This is a genomic window from Mesorhizobium sp. CNPSo 4671, assembly GCF_057784245.1.
In genome coordinates this window covers 307842-329517 of record NZ_JBWLUW010000007.1, presented here as the reverse complement: position 1 = coordinate 329517, position 21676 = coordinate 307842, and the positions used below count along the sequence as shown (strand labels likewise).

The following is a 21676-nucleotide window of genomic DNA, read 5'->3' as shown; positions in this document are numbered from 1 at the left end:
TGAACAGACTGGAACAGGCCGCCCGTGTTTCGATGGCGAATTTCAGGATCCCGAAGCATCCGCGGGCCCGCTTTCCCCGCCGCATCACACCTTGCTGTGGGGCGTCGTCCTGGCGGCGGCCGCGACAATTCTACTCATCGGGCTGTTCCAGCTGACCTGACCGAAATGCCCGCTGGCACCAGTGCCGCTGTTTAACCCCTTGCAGCGCTGGCTGTATTCGCGTGTCCACCCCGACCGCTCAGGAACTTTTGGCCGATCTGGGCCGTTATTGTGGCGAGAGGACATGTCGCCATGGAACACATCGCTGCATTGTTGCTCGTCATCGGTTGCAGCAATTCGATGACCGAGTGCCACGAACTGCAGGTGCCAGTCAGCGTTTTCGAAACCGCCGACGAATGCACCGCCGAACGCCCCTTCGCCCTGGGCGACGTACAGGGACAGGCGCAGCATATTGTCGCCAAATGTCTCGCCGTCGATCCCGCGCTCGAGGATGACTATGATCAGATCGTCTGGAATGTGCGTCCCGATGGCAGCCTCGAAGCTTCGCTTGCCATTTCCAGCCTGGTCATGGCATCTAACGCAGTACGCCCAGAAAAAGACTATCCTAGCCAACAATAAATTCGAGCAGCAAAGGCCGTCATTTCGTGCTAAATGGCTGTTGGAGCTTACCAAAGTGTGGACACAAAGTGAGGAGTGACTCTATGCGGAAGATGATTATTGCCATGGTTGCGGTGGCCGCTCTCAGCGGCTGCACGTCGACCGAGCAGGACGTCGTTGGCGGCGGCTTGATTGGCGCCGGTATCGGCGGCCTGGTCGGCGGCGGCAAGGGCGCGCTGATCGGTGCGGCTGTCGGTGCCGGTTCCGGTCTGCTGGTTCGCAAGCTGCAGAACGGCTATTGCCAGTATCGCGATCATCGCGGCCGGATTTACACGGCGCGCTGCAACTAATCCGGCGATAGTCGAAACTTCGATCCGGAGGCCGGCCCGCCGGCCTCCGGATTTTGCATGTATTGGCGTTTGATTGCCATCCGCCTGGCTGTTCGCCGTCAGACTATCAGCGGGATACGTATTTCCACCTTCAGACCATCGGCCTGAAAATCGCGTTTGATCGTGCCACGCAGCTCTCGCGTGACGTTGAGGTCGATCAGCTTGGTGCCGAATCCGGTCTCGGCTGGCGCCTCGACTTTTTTCTTCCCGGCCTCCCGCCAGTTCAGCGCCAGCGTCCGCTCGCGCCCACGCCCTTCCACCGACCAGTCCACCTTGAGCGCCCAGTCGCTCCTGAGCGAATTGGCGGAATTGCCGGCTTCGCCATATTTCAGCGCATTGGTTGCCAGCTCATGGAAGGTCAGGCCAAGCGCCTGCGTGGTGGTCTCGTCGAGCAGGACCTCCGGTCCCGACAACAACCCCGCAGGCAGGTCCTTGCCGAACACCTGGCCAAGCTCGATGCGCAGGAGATCGGCGAGATCGGCCTTCTGCCAGCGCGAGCGCGTCAGCATGTCCTGAGAGGCCGCCATTGCCTGCAGCCTGGCCGAGAAGGACGCCGAGAACTCGTTGACGTCGGTCGCCCGCGAAGCCGTCTGCCGCGCGATCGCCAGCACCCTGGTGATCGAATTCTTGATGCGATGCTTCATCTCCTGCAGCATCAGATCCTTTTCGAGCAGGCTTTTTTCGGTCGTCTCGTGCAGGCGCGATGCCGCCTCATAGGCCCGCTCCTGATAGCGCGCCACCAGCGCGATGGCGCCCGCCGCCAGCAGGCCGAACAGCCCCAGCATCACTGGGATGGCGCGCGACGACGGCTGCGAGAAGGCGCTGGTCGGCCTGAACAGCACCGTCCACGGGCGGCCTGCCACCGTGATCTTGCGGGTGACCAGCAGCCGATCGCCAAAGGCAGAGGCAGGCGGCGTCTCCGACCGGAACAACAGATTGTCGCTGTCCGCCGCCCCGTCATAGATCTCGGTGTTGACCGGCAGCAGCGGCGCGCGGCTGAGTGCGATTTGGAACAGGTCGCGGGCCCGGAAGGCCGCATAGAGAAAGCCCGCGGTCGAGGATCGTGACGCGTTGATGACCTCCGGCGCGGTCTCGACGTTGAGCCGCACGAAGACCAGGAAGCCGGGGAAGGTCTGCGTCGCCCCGGTGCCTTGTCCCAGCTGCACCAGCCCGCTCGCGTGCTGCTGGTCATCGGCCATCGCCTTTTCGATCGCCGCGCGCCGAACCGGTTCGCTGAACATATCGTAGCCGATACTGGCCTGGTTGGACGGATCCAGTGGCTCGAAGAGCATGATGGGTGCGCGCCAGGGCTGCGTCGTTTCCGGATAGACCGGATGGCTGACGCCAAAATCGTGGAGGATGTCGCGCTCGACCGCCGCCTCGTCGCCCGTCTTGACGAGTCCGAGGAAGCCAATACCGCGCAGGCCGGCGAAATTGTTGTCGACATCCAGCGCGTTGAAGAACGCCTTGAACTCGTTCTGCGAGATGTCGCCATTGCGGGCGTCGAACAGCGCCTGCGTCGACCGCAGCAGCGACAAATGCAGGTCGATACGGCTCTCGATCCGGTTGAGCGCATCGTCGGCCGCCGCTTCGAACTTGATGCGGGAGGCCTCCTGCGTCGCGAAATAGGCGAACCCCGCCATGGTCATGCTGATCAGCGCAACGGCGATGAACGCGACAATCGGAAAAAGTTTCTTCAACGGATCATGCGGTCCATGAGCAATACCGGACCTTTATGGGCAAGTCGCCGGGCCAACACAATGGCAAGGCCAAGCCATCGCGATCACTGGCATATCACGTAAGCGGCAACCGGCCATGCCGATCAAGCCCATACCGGGCGGCCGGCAGCCCTCAGGCGGCGATTCTCAGCGCGCCCGGCCCGGGAATGGCACCTGGAGGGCACTTGCCCAGGATGATCATGCCGAGCACCTCGTCCTGGGTGACATCGGTGGTGCGCGCGGTGCCGACGACCTGGCCGTTCTTCATCACGCAGACCCGGTCCGCCAACTCGAACACATCATGAATGTCGTGGCTGATCAGGAAGATGCCGATACCGTCGGATTTGAGCTGCTTGACCAGTTCGCCGACCTGCGCGGTTTCCTGCGGACCAAGGGCGGCCGTCGGCTCGTCCATGATCAGGATGCGGGCGTTGAACAGGATTGCGCGCGCGATCGCCACCGATTGCCGCTGTCCGCCGGACAGCTTGATCACCGGCTCCTTGAAGCGCTGGAAGCGCGGATTGAGCCGGCCCATCACCTTGCGCGCCTCGGCCTCCATCGCAACGTCGTCGAGCGTGCCCCAGCCGGTCATCAGCTCGCGGCCGAGGAACAGATTGGCGGCGGCGTCGACATTGTCGGCCAAGGCGAGTGTCTGGTAGATGGTCTCGATACCGTATTTCTTGGCGTCGCGCGGATTGGCGATCGAAGCCTCCTCGCCATTGACGAAGATCTGGCCGCCGTCGCGCTTGTAGGCGCCGGACAGGATCTTGATCAGCGTCGACTTGCCGGCGCCGTTATGGCCGAGCAGCGCCACGACCTCGCCGGGGAAAAGATCGATCGAGGCATCGTCGACGGCGCGAATGCCGCCAAAGGCGATCGAGATGTTGCGCATGTCGATCAGCGGCGTACCCGTGGGGGCAGTTGCGGGAGCGGTTTTGTCGGTCATGATCGTTTTTCCCCCTAAACCCGCTTGCGATAGACGGTGTCGAGCCACACCGCGATGACCAGCACCGCGCCGACCACGATGCTCTGCAGCGGCGAGTCGATGCCGAGCAACACCATGCCCGACTGCAATGACTGCATCAGCAGCGCGCCCAGCATGGCGCCCATCACCGTGCCGGCGCCGCCGGCGAGCGACGTGCCGCCGATGACAGCGGCGGCGATGACCAAAAGCTCGTCCAGCGTGCCCAGAGCATTGGTCGATGCGTTGAGCCGGGCCGACGAGATCGCCGCGCTGATGGCGGCCAGCACGCCCATGATCATGAACACCTTCATGGTTACCCAGCGTGTGTTGATACCGGCGAGTTCGGCTGCCTCCGGATTGCCGCCGATGGCAAAGACATAGCGGCCGAAACGCGTGCGCTTGGTGATGAAGGTCATGATGATGCCCACCGCCACCGCCATCAGCACCGGTATGGCAATGCCATGCGCGATGAACAGCCCGCCCTCGGGAACGGTAATGCCGTTCTGCTGGGCGTACTGGCGCACGATGCCGATCGGCCATGGATAGGAATTGGCGATCCAGACGGCGCCAAGGATAGCGGCGCAGGCAACCACGCCAAGCAAGGTCTCGGCCCAAACGGGGCGCAGCGGAAAGTGGAACCGCTTGCGCTGCGACCTGCCGTTGAGCAGCATGAAGGCGACCGCCACGCAGGCGACCACACCGACGATCCAGCTGGCGGTGGCGCCGATCGAGCCGCGTGGTCCGCCGCCCATCAACTGAAAGGTTGTGTCGAGCGGCGCGACCGTGCGCCCGCTGGTGATCAGCCACGCCATGCCGCGCCAGACCAGCAGGCCGCCCAGCGTCACGATGAAGGCCGGAACCTCCATATAGGCGATGATGAAGCCCTGGAATGCACCGATCAGGAGACCAAGCACCACGCCGGCCGTCAGCGCGATGATCCAGAGCCAGGGATTTCCAAGCTGGAAACCAACGACACGGATCAGGAATTCAGCCTGCGCCACACCCATGATCATGCCGATCACGCCTTCGACGGATCCGACCGAGAGGTCGATGTTGCGCATGACGATGACCAGCACCATGCCGGTCGCCATGATCGCGACTGAAGAAGTCTGCACCGACAGGTTCCACAGATTGCGCGGCGTCAGGAAAAGCCCACCCGACAGGATGTGGATGCCGACCCAGATGACCAGCAGCGCACCGACCATGCCAAGCATGCGCGTGTCGAGTTCTGTAGCCTTGAGGAACCGTCCAACTGCGCTGAGTTCGGATGCACGCGCCTTGTCCGCCGCCGTGCTGCCGACCGGTTGATTAGAGGTCGTGTCGGTCATGCTATCCTCCCACCGGTTTACCGTCTGGCGCGGATGCCGGAACATGGATGCTATTTGCTTTCCGCAGTCATTTGAAGCGGGAAGCCCCTTGAGAAACGCCGCGGCTTATGGGCCGCGGCGTCGATATCGAACAGTATTGCGCCGTCTAGTTGCAGGCCGCGACGCTGCCGGCGGCGACGCCCGCGCAGACTTCGTCCTTCTTGATCCAGCCGGCGTCGATGACAACGTTGAGATTGTCCTTGGTGATGGCGACCGGGGTCAGGAACAGCGACTTGACGGTGTTGCCGCCAGGCGTCGTGAAGTCCTTTACGCCGGCGATGTCGGTCATCTTCTTGCCGTCGGCCAACTGCGAGGCGATCTCGGCGGCGTTCTTGCCGAGTTCGCGCGCGTCCTTCCACACCGACACGGTCTGGGTGCCGAGCGCGATGCGGTTCAGCGCGGCATGGTCGCCGTCCTGGCCCGACACCGGCACGGTGCCGGCGAGACCTTGCGCCGTCAACGCTGCGACGACGCCGCCGGCGGTACCGTCATTGGCGGCTACCACGGCATCGACCTTGTTGTCGTTGGCGGTCAGGAACTGCTCCATGTTCTTCTGGGCGTTGGCGGGCAGCCAGCCGTCCGTATAGGCCTCACCGACATTCTTGATCTTGCCACTGTCGATGGCCGCCTTGAGCACTTCCATCGAGCCCGAGAACAGGAAGTCGGCATTCGGATCGGAGCCCGAGCCCTTGATGAAGACGTAATTGCCTTCCGGCTTGGCCTTGAACACGGCACCAGCCTGCAGGCGGCCGACTTCCTTGTTGTCGAAGGTCAGGTAGAAGACGTCCTTGTTCTCGATCAGGCGGTCATAGCCGACGACCGGGATGCCTTCGTCCAACGCCTTCTGCACGGCCGGGCCGATGGCCGAGGCGTCCTGCGCCAGGATGATCAGCGAATTGGCACCCTGCGAGATCAGGCTTTCGACATCAGTAAGCTGCTTGCCGGGATTGGACTGCGCGTCGGCGGAAATGTACTTGTCGCCAGCAGCCTCGATCGCCTTCTTCATGGCGGCTTCGTCGGTCTTCCAGCGCTCTTCCTGGAAGTTGGACCACGAAACGCCGATAACCTTGTCCTTCGCCTGCGCGACCGACGCAAGCGTCAGCGACATGGCGACACCCGCCAGGATGGCGGCTGTGAATCCCTTCATGATATTCCTCCCTGCGCCGCGTATGGCGCGACCAAACTGGCCCTAAGGCCGGCACAGAGGCTCTATTTTTTCGAGCCTCGAAAAAACACTGATCCAACACCGGAACGCTGTCAACAACGATTCTGATGGATTTTGATGTCCCCGCGAATTTTTTTCGAGCCTCGGAATAAATAAATGACAGGACGGGCCGCTTCTGCCAGTATTTGACCATGTCGCATGCGGCGTTCGAGGAACCGCGGCGACTGGGGAGGATGTGGGAAAACATGTCGGTCGGAATCCGTCACGACGATCTGCGCCGGCGCAACCGCGCCATGGTGATCGCGGCCGTGCGCCGGGCCGGTCGGCCCTCGCGCACCGAGATCGCCGCGACCACCGGCCTCAGCCATTCGACCATATCGGCGATTTCCTCCGATCTGATCGGTGAAGGCATCCTGGCCGAAGGCAAGCCGAGCGAGGCCGGCTCGCTGAAGCGCGGCAGGCCGCAGGTCGGCCTCGGCCTCAACTCGGAGGCCGCGGCCGTCATGACCGTGGTGCTGTCGCTGAATTTCCTGTCCGTCGCCGTCATCGACTATGCCGGCCAGGTGGTCTCGGAGGAACAGCGCCGGCTGGACACGCTGACCATGTCGCGCGAAGCGCTGATCGGCGAATGCGTCGCCATCGTGCGGCGGCGCCTCGAGGATCCCGATATCGACGTGCGCAGCGTCGCCCGCATCGCACTGGCAATACAGGGCATCACCGACACCGAGGCCCGGGCGATGCTGTGGTCGCCGATCACGCCGCAGACCAACATCGCCTTCGCCGACATACTCGAGGCCGAGTTCGGCATCCCCGCCACCATGGAAAACGACTGCAACATGATGGCGGTGGCGCTGCGCTGGCGCGATCCCGAGCGCTATCGCGACGACTTCATCGCCATCCTGCTTTCGCACGGCATCGGCATGGGCCTGGTGCTGAAGGGCGAGCTGTTCACCGGCACCCATTCCTCGGGCGGCGAGTTCGGTCACATGATCCATCGGCCCGGCGGCGCGCTTTGCCGCTGCGGACGCCGCGGCTGCGTCGAGGCCTATGCCGGCAACTACGCCATCTGGCGCAACGCCAGGCAGCTTGGCGAGGACACCGAGCCGGTCGCCGACGTCAGCGACGCACAGATGCGGGCACTCGCCGCCACCGCACGGGAAAGAGACGGGCCTGAGCGAGAAGCCTATCGCAAGGCCGGCGAGGCATTGGGCTATGGCCTCGGCAGCCTGTTCGCGCTGATCGATCCCGCGCCCGTCGCCATGGTCGGCGTCAGTGCCGCCGCCTTCGACCTGATCGAGCCGGCATTGCGCGAGGCGATCGCGCAGACCGCCGGCGGCCAGCACTCGAAATCGATTTCCTTCGACACCGAACCGAACGAACTGCCGCTGATCCGCGAAGGCTGCGCCATGCGCGCGCTGACCTTCGTCGACCAGGAGATTTTCGCGCCGGGCGTGCAGGCAAGGGCGGGCGGCGTGGGCAAGAACGTGGCCTGAAACCGCTCGCGATCAATCCTCGCGGATCGCGTAGCCCGCGCCGCGAATGGTGCGGATGACGTCGGGCATGCGGCCATTGTTGACCGCCTTGCGCAGGCGGCCGACATGCACGTCGACGGTGCGCTCGTCGATGTAGATCGTCTCGCCCCAGACATTGTCGAGCAGCTGGCTGCGCGAGAACACGCGGCCGGGATGGCGCATCATGAATTCGAGCAGGCGGAACTCGGTCGGCCCAAGCCGTATCTCGCTCTTCTTGCGATAGACCCGGTGCGATTCGCGGTCGAGCACGATGTCGCCGACCTTGAGCACGCTGGACAGCACTTCCGGCTTGGCGCGGCGAAGCAGCGCCTTGACTCTTGCCATGAATTCCGGCGTCGAAAACGGCTTGACCAGATAGTCGTCGGCGCCGGTGGAAAGTCCACGTACACGGTCGCTTTCTTCGCCCCGCGCGGTCAGCATGATGATCGGCAGCCGCTCGGTCTCGGGCCGCATTCGCAGGCGCCGGCAGAGTTCGATGCCGGACACCGCAGGCACCATCCAGTCGAGCACCAGAAGGTCGGGCACGTTCTCCTGGAGCCGGATTTCGGCTTCGTCGCCGCGCGGCACCACCTCGACCTGGTAGCCTTCGGATTCCAGATTGTAGCGGAGCAGCACCCCCAGCGGCTCCTCATCCTCCACCACCATGATGCGTGGCGCGATCATCGACTGGTTACCCCTGCGCTCAGGCTGCCGGCGCTGACATCGCCGTCTCGTCCTGTTTTGGACGATTGGCGGGCAGCTGCGTGCCGGTCAGGACATAGTACGCATTCTCGGCGATGTTGGTCACGTGGTCACCGATGCGTTCGAGATTCTTGGCGCAGAACAACAGATGCGTGCAGGCCGTGATGTTGCGCGGATCCTCCATCATATAGGTCAGCAGTTCACGGAAGACGGAGGTGTATTTGACGTCGATACGTTCGTCGTCGGCGCGCAACTTCGCCAGTGCGGCGGCATCGCGCGCCGCATACTCCTCGATCACGCCCTGCACCTGGATCAGCACCAGCTGCGCCATGGCGTCGATGGAATGCGACAGGTCGCGCGGCGTGGCGCTGAGACCGACGGTGCCGACGCGCTTGGCGATGTTCTTGGCAAGGTCGCCGATGCGTTCGAGGTCGCCGGCCATGCGGATCGAGCCGACTACATGACGCAGATCGTCGGCCATCGGCTGGCGCTTGGCGATCAGCGTGATGGCACGGTCGTCGAGTTCGCGCTGGCGCGCGTCCATGATCGCGTCGTCGGAGACCACGCGCTGGGCCAGCGCATTGTCGGAATTCAGCAGTGCCTTGGTGGCGCCGCCGACCATCGAGCCGGCGAGGTCGCCCATGTCGCTGATCAGCCTGCTGATCTGTCCGAGATCCTCGTCGAAGGCTGCGACTGTGTGTTCGGCCATGATCCTGGTCCTCGTATGCGTGCGATCAGCCGAAGCGGCCGGTGATGTAGTCTTGCGTGCGCTTCTCGCGAGGCGACGTGAAGATCTTCTCGGTTTTGTCGAACTCGACCAGTTCGCCCAGATACATGAAGGCGGTCTGCTTCGACACGCGCGCCGCCTGCTGCATGTTGTGGGTGACGATGACGATCGTGTACTCGGCTTGCAACTCGTCGATCAGCTCCTCGATCTTGGCGGTCGAGAGCGGGTCGAGCGCCGAGGCCGGCTCGTCGAGCAGGATGACTTCCGGCTTCACCGCCACGGTGCGGGCGATGCACAGCCGCTGCTGCTGGCCGCCCGACAGGCTGAGGCCGCTGGCGTTGAGCTTGTCCTTGACCTCGGTCCACAGTGCCGCGCGCTTCAGCGCCTGCTCGACACGGCCGTCCATCTCGGCCTTGCTGATCTTGTCATAGAGCCTGACGCCGAAAGCGATGTTCTCGTAGATCGACATCGGGAACGGCGTCGGCTTCTGGAACACCATGCCGATCTTGGTGCGCAGCAGATTGAGGTCCTGCGAACGGTCGAGAACGTTCTGGCCGTCGAGCAGCACCTGGCCCTCGGCGGTCTGCTTGGGATAGAGCTCATAGATACGGTTGAAGACGCGCAGCAGCGTCGACTTTCCGCAGCCCGAAGGGCCGATGAAGGCGGTGACGCTGCGCTCGGGCAGCGACAGCGTGATATCCTTCAGGGCCTTCGACTGGCCATAGTAGAAGTTGAGGTTCTTGACCTCGATCTTGGCCTTGGCCACCGCCTCGGCGGCGATCGTCATGTCTGGAGACAACATCTGGCTCATTTGTCCTCTCTGCGTCCGGTCAGGCTGCGCGCAAAGATGCTGAGCGCGAGAACCGTCAATGTGATGATGAGTGCACCGGTCCAGGCCAGCTGCTGCCATTCCTCGTAAGGGCTGAGAGCGAACTGGAAGATGGTGACAGGCAGGCTGGCCATCGGCGCGTTGAGATTGCTCGACCAGAACTGATTGTTCAGCGCCGTGAAAAGAAGCGGTGCGGTCTCGCCGGAGATGCGCGCGATCGCCAGCAATATGCCGGTGACGATGCCGGAAAGTGCCGCGCGGTAGGCAACCGAGCGGATGACCACCCAGCGCGGTGCGCCGATCGCGGTGCCGGCTTCGCGCAGGGCGTTGGGCACCAGATTGAGCATGTCCTCTGTGGTGCGCACCACGACCGGGATGACCAGGATGGCAAGTGCTACGGCACCGGCGATCGCCGAGAAATGCCCCATTGGCCGCACCATCAGCTCATAGACGAACAGGCCGATGATAATCGACGGCGCCGACAAAAGGATGTCGTTGATGAAGCGAACCACGGTGGTGAGCTTCGAGAAGCGGCCATATTCCGCCATATAGGTGCCGGCCAGCACGCCGATCGGCGTGCCGACGATGATGCCGATGATGGTCATCACGATGCTGCCATAGATGGCGTTGAGCAGGCCGCCGGCATCGCCGGGCGGTGGCGTCATTTCCGTGAAGACCGAGAGGGAGACGCCGGCGAGGCCCTTGTAGAGCAGGGCGCCGAGGATCAGCGCCAGCCAGGCAAGGCCGATGCCGGCGGCGACGACGCACAGCGTCATCATCACGCCATTCTTGCGCTTGCGGCTCTGGTGAAGCGATGCGGCTGTCGACATCGGTCAGGCTCCGGTGCGGGCGTCAATGCGCATCAGCATGTAGCGGGCGATGGCAAGGATCATGAAGGTGATGACGAACAGGATCAGGCCGAGCGCCACCAGCGAGGAGGTATAGAGATCGCCGACCGCTTCGGTGAATTCGTTGGCGATGGTCGCCGAGATCGTCGTTGCCGGCGCAAACAGCGATGTCGAGATGCGGTGCGCGTTGCCGATGACGAAGGTCACCGCCATGGTTTCGCCGAGCGCACGGCCGAGCGCGAGCATGACGCCGCCCATGATGCCGATGCGCGTGTAGGGAATGACGACCCGGCGCGTGACTTCCCAGGTCGTGCAGCCGATGCCATAGGCCGATTCCTTGAGCACCGACGGCACCGTATCGAAGACGTCCTTGGTGATCGAGGTGATAAAAGGCAGGATCATGATGGCCAGGATCATCGCCGAGGTCAGCAGGCCGATACCGTAAGGAGGGCCGGCGAACAGGCTGTTGAGGCCCGGAATGTCGTGGAAGACGCTGATGATGAAAGGCTGCACCGTCGTCTGCAGGAACGGCGCCAGCACGAACAGGCCCCAGATACCGTAGATGATCGAAGGGATGCCGGCCAACAATTCAACCGCCATGCCGATCGGGCGTCGCAGCGGGCGCGGGCAAAGCTCGGTGAGGAAGATGGCGATGCCGATGCCGAGCGGCACGGCGATCAGGATGGCGATGGCCGAGGTGATGATGGTGCCGTAGATCGGCGCCAGCGCGCCGAACTTCTCCGTCACCGGATTCCAGCTTTCGCTGGTCAGGAAAGAGAAGCCGAAGGTCGACAGAGCTTGCCATGAACCGGCTACCAGCGAGATCGCAACACCACCGAGCAGGACCAGAACCAGTATGGCTGCGGCGCGGGTCATTCCGTGGAAGATCGAATCGGTCAGCGCGAACCGTCGAACGGTGGCGTCGCGCGAACCTCTAACGGCTGGCAAGGCTTCCTGGACAGCGCTCATGTCAAGCTCGGCTCTTTCAAGTTGATGGGAAAAGGAGCGCCGCGGGCGCGGCGCTCCTTCGGAGGATATTACTCGCCGGCATAGACGGGCTTGCCGTCGGCCTGGATGTCGGCCTTCCACGAAGCCTTGATCAGGTCGACGACGCTGTCGGGGATCGAGACGTAGTCGAGCGCCTTGGCGGTTTCCTTGCCGTCCTTGTAGGCCCAGGCAAAGAACTTCAGCGCTTCGCCGGTGGCAGCGGCATCATCCGGAGCCTTGTGGATCAGAACCCAGGTCGAAGCAGCGATCGGCCAGGTGGTGTCGCCAGGCTCGTTGGTGATGATGACGTTGAAGTTCTTGGCAGTCTTGAAGTCGGCATTCGAAGCGGCAGCGCCGAAGGATTCGAGCGACGGCTCGACGACCTTGCCGGCTGCATTCAGCATCTTGGAGTAGGACAGGTTGTTCTGCTTGGCATAGGCGTATTCGACGTAACCGATGCCGCCGTCGGTCTGCTTGACGGTGTTGGCAACGCCTTCGCTGCCCTTGGCGCCGACGCCCGTCGGCCATTCGACGGCGCTGTCCGAACCGACCTTGTCCTTCCAGTCGGGCGAGAGCTTCACCAGATAGTTGGTGAAGTTGAAGGTGGTGCCCGAGCCGTCCGAGCGATGCACGACGGCGATCGCGGTCGACGGCAGGGTGAGGCTGGGGTTCAGCGCCTTGATCGCGGCATCGTCCCAGGTGGTGATGGCGCCGAGATAGATCTGGGCGAGGGTCTTGCCGTCGAGAACGAGTTCGCCCGGCTTGACGCCGGTGAGGTTGACGATCGGCACGATGCCGCCCATCACCATCGGGAACTGCACGAGGCCGTTCTTTTCCAGATCGGCGTCGGACATCGGCTTGTCGGTGGCGCCGAAGGTCACGGTCTTGGCGATGACCTGCTTGATGCCGCCGCCGGAGCCGATCGACTGGTAGTTGAGGCCGATGCCGGTATCCTTCTTGTATGTGTCGGCCCACTTGGCGAACACCGGATAGATGAAGGTCGAGCCGGCGCCGGAAAGGTCAGCTGCCATTGCTGCGGAAAGGGTGAAGGTAGACGCTGTAGCCATTGCAATCGCAACGGCCGCTGAGCGGATGAAATGTCTCATGTGGCCTGCTCCTGTTCGGAAGATGGTCTCTCGGCGCCATTCCTAACCAGCGCCCGCTGAGGCCAATAGACTTGGATTATTACAGTCGCATGACAGTTTCATGTCAGCCCGGTAACGCGTCGCGGGCACTCGAAAAGGCGGCGGCGTCGGGCGGTTGCGGCCCGATCCGAGTTTGCCGCGGGAATCAGGGGCTTGAGCCATCCGCCGGCTGCAGCCGCCGCCGGATTCGGCGGGGCTTTCCCAGGTGAAGAAAATCCGGACGGGAGCGCGTTGCTCAAGGCCAGAGCGTGTCGTGGCCGGGCCATCGCCAAAAACAGGTCCGTTGGGGTAGGTTGACGCTGTCTCTTGCCGGCGGTCGCTGCTCCCGCCCGTAACTGCAAGGGCGGAATTCGATTTTGCTATTGTTCCGGCTCGGCGCCGCCTTTGGTATGGTGCGATCGCACCATAGGCATTGCACGCAGCGGTAGCAGCAAATCGGCGATTGATTCCCTCGGCTTGCCTCTTCCGATCCTTGGGACCGGGCGACGCGGGTGCTATCCCGCGTTGCGCTGGACCTGGCGGCTGGCGCCGAGCCAGCGCTCGACTTTCTCCAGCAAGGCCCTGGGGCTGATCGGCTTGGGCAGGTAATCGTCCATGCCCGCCTCCAGGCAGCGTTCGCGATCGCCCTTGAGCGCATGCGCGGTGACGCCGACAATCGGCACATGCGTGCCGGTTTCCTGCTCCAGTTGGCGGATCGCGGCCGTCGCCTCGAGCCCGCTCATCTCCGGCATCGACACATCCATCAGGATCATGCACGGATTGAGCTTGCCGAAGGCGTCGAGCGCCTTGCGGCCATTGCCGACGATCTCGAAACCATAGCCGGTCTCGCCGAGTATCTGGGTGAAGACCATCTGGTTCACCTCATTGTCCTCGGCCACGAGTATATCCAGCCTGTGCCCGCCACCGCCCGTGGCAGGCAGCCTCGGGCGAACCGGCGGCGGCTGCAATTGCGCGCGTTGCTCAGACAGCGCCGCCGGCGGCCGCTGGGGAGCATCGAGCCTCTCGGTCGCAAGCTGCTGGACCGGACCGTCCGTGGTGTGGCGATGGCGCTGGATGGTCGCCACCAGCGTCTCCAGGAGCACGGAGGAGCGCGCCGGCTTGATCAGCTGGGCGTCGATGCCGAGATCGCGGTAGCTGGTGTTGGCGAGCGATTGGTCGACCGAGGTCAACATGATGATCGGCGTGTCGGCAAGGCCTTCGGTGTTGCGCACGATGCGCGCCATTTCGGCGCCGCTCATCTCGGGCATCTGGTAGTCGAGAACGACGCAATCGACGGGCACGCCATAGGCGGCGGCGGCGATCAGCACCTTGAGACCCTCGGCGCCGCTTTCGGCCGCACAGGAATCGAACGTCCACGAGGTCATCTGCTCAGTCAGGATGGCCCGGTTGACGGCATTGTCGTCGACGATCAGCACGCGTGAGCCCGTCACGTCCACCGGCATGATGCGCTGCCCGTTCTGCTGTCCCGCCCTGGGCAGCGTCACGGTGAACCAGAAGGTCGAGCCCTTGCCCTCGGCGCTCTCGACGCCGATCTCGCCGCCCATCAATTCGACCAGCCGTGAGGTGATGGCAAGGCCCAGCCCGGTGCCCTCGTGCCGCCGTGTCGAGGAGGTATCAACCTGGCTGAATTTTTCGAACACCAGTTTCAGTTTTTCCTCAGGGATGCCGATACCGGTGTCGGTGACCGAGATCGTCAACCTGGTTCCGGCGGGGACCCTCTCGCCGGTCACATCGACGAGCACATGGCCTTCATCGGTGAATTTCACCGCATTGCCGAGCAGGTTGGTGACGATCTGCCTTATGCGCCCGACATCGCCGATGAACAGGCTTTCGAGCCTCGGCTCGACGCGCACGATGAGTTCGAGGTCCTTTTCCTTGGCCCGCGTCGACACCAGCGTCGCCACATCCTCGATCGCCTCGGCAAGATTGAAGGGCGCCGGATCGAGCACCATCTGGCCGGCGTCGATCTTGGAGAAGTCCAGGATGTCGTTGATGATGGTCAGGAGCGCGTTGCCCGACTTGACGATGATGTCGGTGAACGTCTTCTGTTTCGGATCGAGATTGGATTTGGCCAGCAGTTCGGCCATGCCCAGCACGCCGTTCATCGGCGTGCGGATCTCATGGCTCATATTGGCGAGGAATTCCGACTTGGCGCGGTCGGCGAGCACGGCGCGCTGGCGCGCCTCGCTGAGTTCCGCCTCGCGCATCTTCAGTTCCGTGATGTCGGTGGTCGATCCGATCAGGTAGAGCGAACCGTCCGACGCGATCATCGCGCCCTTGCGCGCGAACTGATGCCTGACGCTGCCGTCGGGGAGTGTCACGCTCTCTTCGATCTCCTGGGTGTCGCCGGTGCGCAGCACCGCCAGATCGCCGGCCACAAAAGCCTCGCCATCCGGCCCGAAAATCTCGATGTCGGTCTTGCCGATCGCATCTTCCCTGCTGAGACCGGTCAGATCGCACCAGCCCTTGTTGACATAGAACTGCCTGAGGTCGGAGCGCTTGGCGTAGATCGACACCGGTACATTGTCGATCAGGCTGCGGAACACCTCGTTCTCGCGCATGCTCTCTTCCAGAGCCCGCTCGCGCGCCTTGACGTCGGTGATATCGGTGCTGGAGCCGACCAGATGCACCGATCCGTCAATGGCCACCAGGCGGCTCTTGCGCGTCATCAACTGCCGCACCGTACCGTCGCGATGGGTGACGGGCTCCTCGACCTCGAGGCCCTTGCCGGTTACGACGACCTCGGTGTCGTCATGGCTGTAGCTTTCCGCGTCTTGCGTGCCGAACAGCTCGCGGTCGGTCCGGCCGATGACGTCTTCCTTGGCAAGGCCCGTAATCGCGCACCAGGCCTTGTTGACGAATTCGATGCTCAGATCCTGCGCCTTGATGAAGGCGGCCACCGGCAGCTCGTCCATGACATGCCGGAACAGATCGATCTGGCGCATCGAGTCGCGCAGCGCCGCCTCGCGGCTCTTGATGTCGGTGATGTCGACGCGCACGCCGATAAACGTGCCGTCCTCGGTGCGCATGTCGTAGACTTGGTACCAGCGACCATCGGCATTGAGGCGCTCGTAGGACGAATTTGGCAGATGGTAGCGCGCCAGCACGCCGTCGGCCCAGCGTTCGGTGTCGACGTCGTAAAGCTTGTCGAGCTCGGGATCGCCACACGAGCGGAAATAGCCGACCGCATGGCCGAACTCCAGCGCCTCGCGGAAGCTACAGCCGGGCTGCCAGACGGGCTTCAGCGCCGGCAGCGAGTCCTGCAGCTTGCGGTTGGCGAAGACGAACTTGTCGTCGCGGTCGTAGATGATGACGCCGGCCGGCAGCGATTCCAGCACGCTGGCGAGATGCTTGCGCGCATCCTGTGCCTCGGTCTCGCGGCCCTTCATGTCGGTGACGTCGACATAGGAAATGAGCCGCTTGTCGCCAGGCAGCGGTGCCAGCGATGCGACAAGCGTGCGCCCGTCATTGTGCGGCAATTGTCGGGAGCCGGCGATGCCGGCCCTGATTTCGGCTTCGCGCTCGGCGGTGTGGCGTTGCCAGGCAGCGTCGTCGGCGCCGAAAGGGTCGATGCCGCGGCTGGCTTCCATCAGCTCGCGGAAGGCCGAGCCGATGCCGGCGCGGTCGGGATCGATCCTCCAGAAATCATAGAAGGCGCGATTGATGACTTCGGCACGCATATCGGCATCGAGGACGAGAACACCAATCGGCATCTCGTCGACCATGGTGCGCAGATTGACGAATGTCTCGGCGATCTTGGCGTTGGCGCTTTCGATCTCGGCATCGCGACGCTTGAGTTCGGTGACCTCATAGTAGGTCAATAGCCGCTTGCCACCGGACAGCGCCGTCACCGAGAACATCATCGTCCTGCCGTTGGCATGGACAAATTCGCGTGGCGCGACGGAGCCGGCGCGAATCTCGTCGATACGGGTGGCGAGGTAGCGCTGCCACGGCTGTTCGTCGATGTCGCCATAGATGCCATTGCGGCGGTTGAGTTCCATCAACTGGCTGAACGGAGCGCCGACGGTCACGGCATCCTCCGGAATCCTCGACAGGTCGCGATAGGCCCTGTTGACGATCAGTGTGTCGAGCTTGGCATCGAGAAGCACGACGCCCATGTGCATGGCGTCCATCGTCCGTTCCAGATCGGCAAGATGCCGGTCTGGTTCGCTGCCCGACAATGGGTTCTGCTCCACGGTCTCGAAGGCGCTGGCCAGTGCCGTGACGTTGCGGCCTATGCCGCGATAGCCGACAAATTTTCCTTCGCCGTCAAACCTTGGAAAGCCTGACGTCAGCACCCAGCGGCAGTCGGCGCCGCCTCCCTTCAGCTCGTAGACGAAGTCGCGAAACGGCCGGCGTGCCTGCAGATCTTCCAGATGCGCTGCCGCGCTGTGGTTGCCCTTCAGGACCGGGCTGAGGAAATCGAAGCGGAACCGGCCAAGCACATCGGCCGGATCGATGCCGGTGGCCGCCTGGTAGGTGGGGGAAAGCCAGGAGAACCGCAGTTCGGCGTCGGTCTCCCAGACCCAGTCCGAGCCTGCCTCGACCAGTTGGCGAAGCGCGTCGGTCGAATCCATATCTGCGCAATCCATGTCCGCGCATGGTGACGCATCGCCGCGATGCACCGCCATGCCAAGCCCACGCTTGCCGCGCGCGCCGATTGCTTCGTCCGCTTCCGCCATGCTGTCCCCACCCCGAAAATCAAGGCCGAACCCTCCCTCCGCGGTTCGTCGGCGGAATGTGCCCGAGAAGCATTAACGATCCGCTAACCTTAACGGCGCAACCACCGCGTTCCTCCTGCGTTATTCAGTCCGGTTGTCGGGCGGACCAAGGCCGCGTTATAAGCCCGTGCAGGGGTGTTGCTTATGATCGGACGGATAGGGCCTTTCTTGCTGGGCGTGGTGCTGCTTTTTGGCAGTGGCTGTTCGCGCAGCTATGACGGCACGGTGATCATTCCGCGGCCGCTCGACGCCAGGCGCTTCTGGGACCGGCCGCCACCCAATATCGACTACGCCCCGCCGGCCGACAGCGGCGCCTTTCCAGTTCCGCCACAGCCGCCACCCGGACGACTTTCTGACCGCAGGGTTTTGAGGCCTGCCGTGCATAGACGGCACCAGACGAGATTTTCGCCGCCGCCTCCCCCGCCCTCGGACTCGGATTCGCAAAAGCAATTGGCATGCAGGAACGTGAGCGCGCCAGGCCAACGGGTTCGCATGGTCTGCGAATAGGAGCAATTCAGGGAAGCTGCCCGCCAGAGCCTCACAGAGGACAGGCCCTACAGCGATGCCGCGCCCTTCTTCGGTTCCTTTGCGCCCAGCTTGTCGAGCGCAAGACGAACCTGGCGCAGATCGTCCTGCCAGCCGTCATCGTCGCTCATCGGGCTCTCTGACGCGGCCCGCTGCAGGCCGCGCGCCTCGGATTCGATCTCACGCAGTTCGGCGATCTTCTCGTCATTGGTCAGGGAGCCGTCTTCGACGATCTCCAGAACCCGCATTTCCCTGAACGTGGCCATGGCGTCTCTCCTGGCTGGTGTCGATCACAACGCCGGGAGCACGCCGCTGTTCCAGTCAGATCAGGCTCGTAGCCCTGCAAGCGGCAGCATCGTCGCAACCAGTGGTCATTCAGCCGGGAAGAAGGCCGGGCCGACCACGCGCACCGGCCGCTTGCCGGCCGCGATCGACTGCAGTTGGGCGACACCTGCGGTCTCTGTGCCGGATTGCGGGATCGCCGCGACGTTGCCGAAATCTGGCTTTGGCTGTGGCAAAGGAATGACGGCGTTGGTCATGTTTGTCGGCGTCACCGTCCTTGCCCGCAATTCGGCAACGCGCTGGTAGTAGCGCTTGACATCGCAGGCCTTGAAATTGGCGTCGTCGCGGTAGCGGAAAGCCGACGGCAGTTCGGTATAGGGTTTGCGCGTATCGAGCGCGACCATCTTTTCGGTTTCAAGACTGGCATCACTGAGCGTGTAGAGATCGACGGCCGGATCATCGCAGATGTAACGGCACTGATCGGCCATATCCTTGACATCGTCGCTGCCAGCAAATTGCGACTTTGGCGCGGGGAAGAAATAGCCATCCGACAGGCGCACGCAAAACAGCATCGCATTGCCGGCATAGATCGCTCCGCCGGACTGGGTCTTCGGCGCCGGGCGCTCCTTCGCCCCGGACGTGCAGCCGAGCGCCGCGAGCCGCGCCTGCAGGCCCGAAATGTCTCGGCCGGAATTGGATGCGGCCGCCATCTGGCGCTGCACCTCCGTGCGGTTTCTGGTAAGGTCGGCGCACGCATTGAAGAAGCCGCCCGTGGCGCTTTGCGCTGTGCATCTGCGTTGCCTTTCCAGGCCCTGGATCGCCGCAAGCTGGCGGCGCAGCTGCGCCAGTTCGGGGCTCGTGCCCCCACCGCGGCCGCCAGAAAGCAACTGACCTCTGATCGCGCTGCAACTATCCGCATAGGAAGACGCCGTACCGAGTGCAGAGGAAACCACCGTCACCAGCGCGATCATCATGAGAGACCAGATACGGATCATCGGGACAACATTGTCCTTGTTGCCGACGGACCGGCATCACATTCTTTCGACTTTGGTAATCTTCGACTAAATGAGCTATATCTAATACTATAAGAGTTATGACCTAAGACAGACCTTCATCTATTGTAATAGAATGACCCCTGTAAATTCGATATTACATTTTTATTTCAAGATTGAGACGAACCGGAAAACAAATGCGGCCAGTCCGGCGGCTGTCGAAAGCGCTTGGCCACAGGCTCTGGCGAACGATCAATCCGGCGTTACCGGCACCTGACCTTGAAACCTTCGCCTGACTGCCGCGTTGATGGGCAGAGGAGAACGCAGATGTCGATCCACTTCACGGTATCGGAACTGACAAGAAACATTTTCCATTCTCTCGGGCTGGATCACGAGCGCGCGCCACGACCGCTCAATCCCGAGCAAAACCTGTTGCTTGAGTGCTATCTGGCCGGACAGATCCCGGAATCGGCCTGGAGCGACTACGTGTTCGAGACACCGGATCTGGCACGGCATGCCGAGGTTCGGCGCCTGAGCCATTGAGCAATTGGTTATGGAAGCCGGCCTGGCGGAGGCGCAAGCCTTACCAGGCAATCTGTCCGAAAGCTTTCCCTCGCCCATGGACGTCAGGGACATACAGTCAATTGCCTCCCTTTCTCGCGGAAAGGTCGGCAAGATAGCTATTTCTTCGGAGAAACCAGTTGCAACGTGAAGACGTTGCCGCCAATGCCTTGCGCCAAAGCCGATGAAAAAGGCAGGGGCGTGCAATTCTTGACGGCGGCAATGGCCGCGTCGATGAACGCCTTCCGCGCCTTGTCATCGCCGGCGACCTTGGCGGCGGTTGGCCGTGGCGGACCAATCAGAGAGCCGTCGCGTTTGAAGCTGAAGCTCAGGGTTACCGTCGAATTCCCGGCGTCCGCCGGCGGTGTCCAGCACGCTTGGATCGCGTCCCCGACATCATCCATTGTGTTGAGCGTCGCGGCTTGCGAAGGGAGGAGCGTCCCAGCCAGCATTCCACCGGCGATCATCAGCATTGCCGCCACGCATTTCATCGCAAGCCCTCATCTCACTCCAGGTCGGCATTCCAAGCCGAATCCGTTGGAAGCGATGTTAGAGCCAGCGTCGGCGATGACAATATCCCGATGCGAAAAGTTGATGCTCTGGCGTTGGCTGATCACCGTTGCGCGATGTGCCGGCACAAGGCCCGAAAAAAGCAAAAAGGCCGGCACGGAGCCGACCTTTCCTTCCACCGATCGTGCGCCAGTACATCCGTGGTCGCGCGGTGAATTCCTGCCAGTAGACAGGGCTTTGGTTAACGAACCCTTAAGCTGAAGCCTTTGCCTGCGACCTCACATAGGCGATGTAGCCACGCACGTCGCCGGCCGGCTCGGAGTAGGCCTTGCCGAGCTTCTTCTCGATTGCCGCCATATACTCCTTCGCCCATTTGGGCAGCGGGTAGTCGATGACCGCCAGGAACTCGAGCGTCGCCGCCAGCCTTATGTCGGCGATCGACGGGTTCTTGCCGCCGATGAACGGCTTGCCGTCCCTGAAGAAGGAGTGGAAGACTTCGAGCGGCTCGGCGATCGCGGCCATCGCGGCCTTCTGTGCTTCCGACTTCTTGTCGGGATGAGCATCGCTGTGGCCGACCTCGCCGGCATATTGCGGGAACCCCAGCGCCGGGTAGGTCGCGCGCGCCACATAGGGGTAGAGCGTGCCGATCAGGTAGAACATGGCGCTGTCAACCATCGCCCGCTTGGCCGGCGCCTTCGGATAGAACTTCTCCAGCCCGTGCTTGTTGGCGAGGTACTGCATGATGGCGCAGCTTTCCCACAGCACGCCCCTGGGCAACCCCTTGTCCTCGATCATCGGTGTCAGATGCGCCGGATTGCGTGCCATATATTCAGGCGAACGCGTGTGGCCCCAGGCGTCGGTCTCGGCGGCGTCGAACCCGGCCGCGCGGGCAAACACCCGCACCGTCATGTTGTTGACGCTCGGCTTCAGCATGCTGAGCTTCAGCGCCGGCTTTTTCGCCGGCTTGGCCTTGGCGGTCTTCGGCGCCGACTTTTGGGCAACGGCTTTCGCGGTTGTCTTCACCGCCGGCTTCGCCGCCACTTTTGCCGTAGCGGCGGCTTTCGGCTTTGCCCGGGCAGCCGATTTCCCAGCGTTCTTCACTGTCTTTGCCATTATTATCCTCCCTGTGTTTTTGT

19 protein-coding genes are annotated in these 21676 nt (G+C 62.9%); 4 read left to right on the top strand and 15 right to left on the bottom strand.

Translation table 11 applies throughout. The features are described 5' to 3' along the window. Positions 1-291 precede the first annotated feature (291 nt). The gene (locus AC04SF_RS21455; RefSeq protein ID WP_488479412.1) at positions 292-618 is read left to right on the top strand and encodes a hypothetical protein; all 327 of its coding nucleotides are present in this window, start codon (positions 292-294) and stop codon (positions 616-618) included. 83 nt (positions 619-701) lie between these two features. After that, complete coding sequence (locus AC04SF_RS21450) at positions 702-947, top strand: YMGG-like glycine zipper-containing protein (RefSeq protein ID WP_096450964.1); 246 nt, start codon at positions 702-704, stop codon at positions 945-947. 98 nt (positions 948-1045) lie between these two features. Here AC04SF_RS21450 and AC04SF_RS21445 read toward each other — a convergent pair whose 3' ends face one another. The 4 genes from AC04SF_RS21445 to xylF all read right to left on the bottom strand — a co-directional run bounded on the left by AC04SF_RS21445 (position 1046) and on the right by xylF (position 6182). Further along, positions 1046-2686 carry a CHASE domain-containing protein gene (locus AC04SF_RS21445; protein ID WP_488479411.1) on the bottom strand — a complete coding sequence of 547 codons (1641 nt, stop codon included), beginning with the start codon at positions 2684-2686 and terminating at the stop codon, positions 1046-1048. Positions 2687-2837: 151 nt separating this feature from the next. Next, positions 2838-3650 carry an ATP-binding cassette domain-containing protein gene (locus tag AC04SF_RS21440; protein ID WP_488479410.1) on the bottom strand — a complete coding sequence of 271 codons (813 nt, stop codon included), beginning with the start codon at positions 3648-3650 and terminating at the stop codon, positions 2838-2840. A 14-nt stretch (positions 3651-3664) separates the two neighbouring features. Next, the gene (locus AC04SF_RS21435; protein ID WP_488479409.1) at positions 3665-4996 is read right to left on the bottom strand and encodes a sugar ABC transporter permease; all 1332 of its coding nucleotides are present in this window, start codon (positions 4994-4996) and stop codon (positions 3665-3667) included. A 145-nt stretch (positions 4997-5141) separates the two neighbouring features. Beyond that, positions 5142-6182, bottom strand: coding sequence for a D-xylose ABC transporter substrate-binding protein (gene xylF, locus AC04SF_RS21430; protein WP_488479408.1), 1041 nt, complete (start codon positions 6180-6182; stop codon positions 5142-5144). A 263-nt stretch (positions 6183-6445) separates the two neighbouring features. Between xylF and AC04SF_RS21425 the strand changes: the two genes are divergently transcribed. Then, on the top strand, positions 6446-7693 hold the full coding sequence (locus AC04SF_RS21425; protein ID WP_488479407.1) for an ROK family protein: 1248 nt from the start codon (positions 6446-6448) through the stop codon (positions 7691-7693). Between the two features lie 12 nt (positions 7694-7705). Here AC04SF_RS21425 and phoB read toward each other — a convergent pair whose 3' ends face one another. From phoB to AC04SF_RS21380, 9 genes are all read right to left on the bottom strand, one after another. Beyond that, the gene (gene phoB, locus AC04SF_RS21420) at positions 7706-8395 is read right to left on the bottom strand and encodes a phosphate regulon transcriptional regulator PhoB (protein WP_032917568.1); all 690 of its coding nucleotides are present in this window, start codon (positions 8393-8395) and stop codon (positions 7706-7708) included. A gap of 19 nt (positions 8396-8414) precedes the next feature. Then, complete coding sequence (phoU, locus tag AC04SF_RS21415) at positions 8415-9122, bottom strand: phosphate signaling complex protein PhoU (protein WP_010911897.1); 708 nt, start codon at positions 9120-9122, stop codon at positions 8415-8417. A gap of 25 nt (positions 9123-9147) precedes the next feature. Continuing rightward, a complete protein-coding gene (pstB, locus tag AC04SF_RS21410; RefSeq protein WP_488479406.1) occupies positions 9148-9951 on the bottom strand; it encodes a phosphate ABC transporter ATP-binding protein PstB in 804 nt (267 codons plus the stop codon). Continuing rightward, entirely contained in the window at positions 9948-10799 is an 852-nt protein-coding gene (gene pstA, locus AC04SF_RS21405; RefSeq protein WP_095201300.1) for a phosphate ABC transporter permease PstA, read from the bottom strand. The genes pstB and pstA overlap by 4 nt, the downstream gene beginning before the upstream one ends. A 3-nt stretch (positions 10800-10802) precedes the next feature. Further along, positions 10803-11786 carry a phosphate ABC transporter permease subunit PstC gene (gene pstC, locus AC04SF_RS21400; RefSeq protein ID WP_488479405.1) on the bottom strand — a complete coding sequence of 328 codons (984 nt, stop codon included), beginning with the start codon at positions 11784-11786 and terminating at the stop codon, positions 10803-10805. 68 nt (positions 11787-11854) lie between these two features. Further along, on the bottom strand, positions 11855-12910 hold the full coding sequence (gene pstS / locus AC04SF_RS21395; protein WP_488479404.1) for a phosphate ABC transporter substrate-binding protein PstS: 1056 nt from the start codon (positions 12908-12910) through the stop codon (positions 11855-11857). Between the two features lie 533 nt (positions 12911-13443). Beyond that, the gene (locus tag AC04SF_RS21390; RefSeq protein ID WP_488479403.1) at positions 13444-17631 is read right to left on the bottom strand and encodes a PAS domain-containing protein; all 4188 of its coding nucleotides are present in this window, start codon (positions 17629-17631) and stop codon (positions 13444-13446) included. A gap of 593 nt (positions 17632-18224) precedes the next feature. Next, positions 18225-18461, bottom strand: a complete 237-nt coding sequence (locus tag AC04SF_RS21385; RefSeq protein WP_488479402.1) for a hypothetical protein — start codon at positions 18459-18461, stop codon at positions 18225-18227. A gap of 105 nt (positions 18462-18566) precedes the next feature. Then, positions 18567-19472, bottom strand: coding sequence for a DUF2865 domain-containing protein (locus AC04SF_RS21380; RefSeq protein ID WP_488479401.1), 906 nt, complete (start codon positions 19470-19472; stop codon positions 18567-18569). A gap of 324 nt (positions 19473-19796) precedes the next feature. On the opposite strand from AC04SF_RS21380, the gene AC04SF_RS21375 reads away from it, so the two are divergent. Next, positions 19797-20012, top strand: coding sequence for a hypothetical protein (locus AC04SF_RS21375; protein ID WP_096450986.1), 216 nt, complete (start codon positions 19797-19799; stop codon positions 20010-20012). Positions 20013-20149: 137 nt separating this feature from the next. On the opposite strand, the gene AC04SF_RS21370 is transcribed toward AC04SF_RS21375, so the two are convergent. Both AC04SF_RS21370 and AC04SF_RS21365 read right to left on the bottom strand, forming a co-directional pair. After that, a complete protein-coding gene (locus tag AC04SF_RS21370) occupies positions 20150-20521 on the bottom strand; it encodes a hypothetical protein (RefSeq protein WP_488479400.1) in 372 nt (123 codons plus the stop codon). 271 nt (positions 20522-20792) lie between these two features. Further along, positions 20793-21653, bottom strand: a complete 861-nt coding sequence (locus tag AC04SF_RS21365; protein WP_488479399.1) for a glutathione S-transferase family protein — start codon at positions 21651-21653, stop codon at positions 20793-20795. Positions 21654-21676: the final 23 nt, after the last annotated feature.

Excerpts from the sequence above, each read along its gene's own strand:
- xylF (WP_488479408.1), bottom strand. The coding sequence starts at position 6,182 with ATGAAGGGATTCACAGCCGCCATCCTGGCGGGTGTCGCCATGTCGCTG.
- AC04SF_RS21450 (WP_096450964.1), top strand. The coding sequence starts at position 702 with ATGCGGAAGATGATTATTGCCATGGTTGCGGTGGCCGCTCTCAGCGGC.
- pstC (WP_488479405.1), bottom strand. The coding sequence starts at position 11,786 with ATGAGCGCTGTCCAGGAAGCCTTGCCAGCCGTTAGAGGTTCGCGCGAC.
- AC04SF_RS21375 (WP_096450986.1), top strand. The coding sequence starts at position 19,797 with ATGTCGATCCACTTCACGGTATCGGAACTGACAAGAAACATTTTCCAT.
- AC04SF_RS21380 (WP_488479401.1), bottom strand. The coding sequence starts at position 19,472 with ATGATCCGTATCTGGTCTCTCATGATGATCGCGCTGGTGACGGTGGTT.
- AC04SF_RS21370 (WP_488479400.1), bottom strand. The coding sequence starts at position 20,521 with ATGAAATGCGTGGCGGCAATGCTGATGATCGCCGGTGGAATGCTGGCT.
- pstB (WP_488479406.1), bottom strand. The coding sequence starts at position 9,951 with ATGAGCCAGATGTTGTCTCCAGACATGACGATCGCCGCCGAGGCGGTG.
- pstA (WP_095201300.1), bottom strand. The coding sequence starts at position 10,799 with ATGTCGACAGCCGCATCGCTTCACCAGAGCCGCAAGCGCAAGAATGGC.
- phoB (WP_032917568.1), bottom strand. The coding sequence starts at position 8,395 with ATGATCGCGCCACGCATCATGGTGGTGGAGGATGAGGAGCCGCTGGGG.
- phoU (WP_010911897.1), bottom strand. The coding sequence starts at position 9,122 with ATGGCCGAACACACAGTCGCAGCCTTCGACGAGGATCTCGGACAGATC.
- AC04SF_RS21435 (WP_488479409.1), bottom strand. The coding sequence starts at position 4,996 with ATGACCGACACGACCTCTAATCAACCGGTCGGCAGCACGGCGGCGGAC.
- AC04SF_RS21455 (WP_488479412.1), top strand. The coding sequence starts at position 292 with ATGGAACACATCGCTGCATTGTTGCTCGTCATCGGTTGCAGCAATTCG.
- AC04SF_RS21390 (WP_488479403.1), bottom strand. The coding sequence starts at position 17,631 with ATGGCGGAAGCGGACGAAGCAATCGGCGCGCGCGGCAAGCGTGGGCTT.
- AC04SF_RS21385 (WP_488479402.1), bottom strand. The coding sequence starts at position 18,461 with ATGGCCACGTTCAGGGAAATGCGGGTTCTGGAGATCGTCGAAGACGGC.
- AC04SF_RS21425 (WP_488479407.1), top strand. The coding sequence starts at position 6,446 with ATGTCGGTCGGAATCCGTCACGACGATCTGCGCCGGCGCAACCGCGCC.
- AC04SF_RS21440 (WP_488479410.1), bottom strand. The coding sequence starts at position 3,650 with ATGACCGACAAAACCGCTCCCGCAACTGCCCCCACGGGTACGCCGCTG.
- AC04SF_RS21365 (WP_488479399.1), bottom strand. The coding sequence starts at position 21,653 with ATGGCAAAGACAGTGAAGAACGCTGGGAAATCGGCTGCCCGGGCAAAG.
- pstS (WP_488479404.1), bottom strand. The coding sequence starts at position 12,910 with ATGAGACATTTCATCCGCTCAGCGGCCGTTGCGATTGCAATGGCTACA.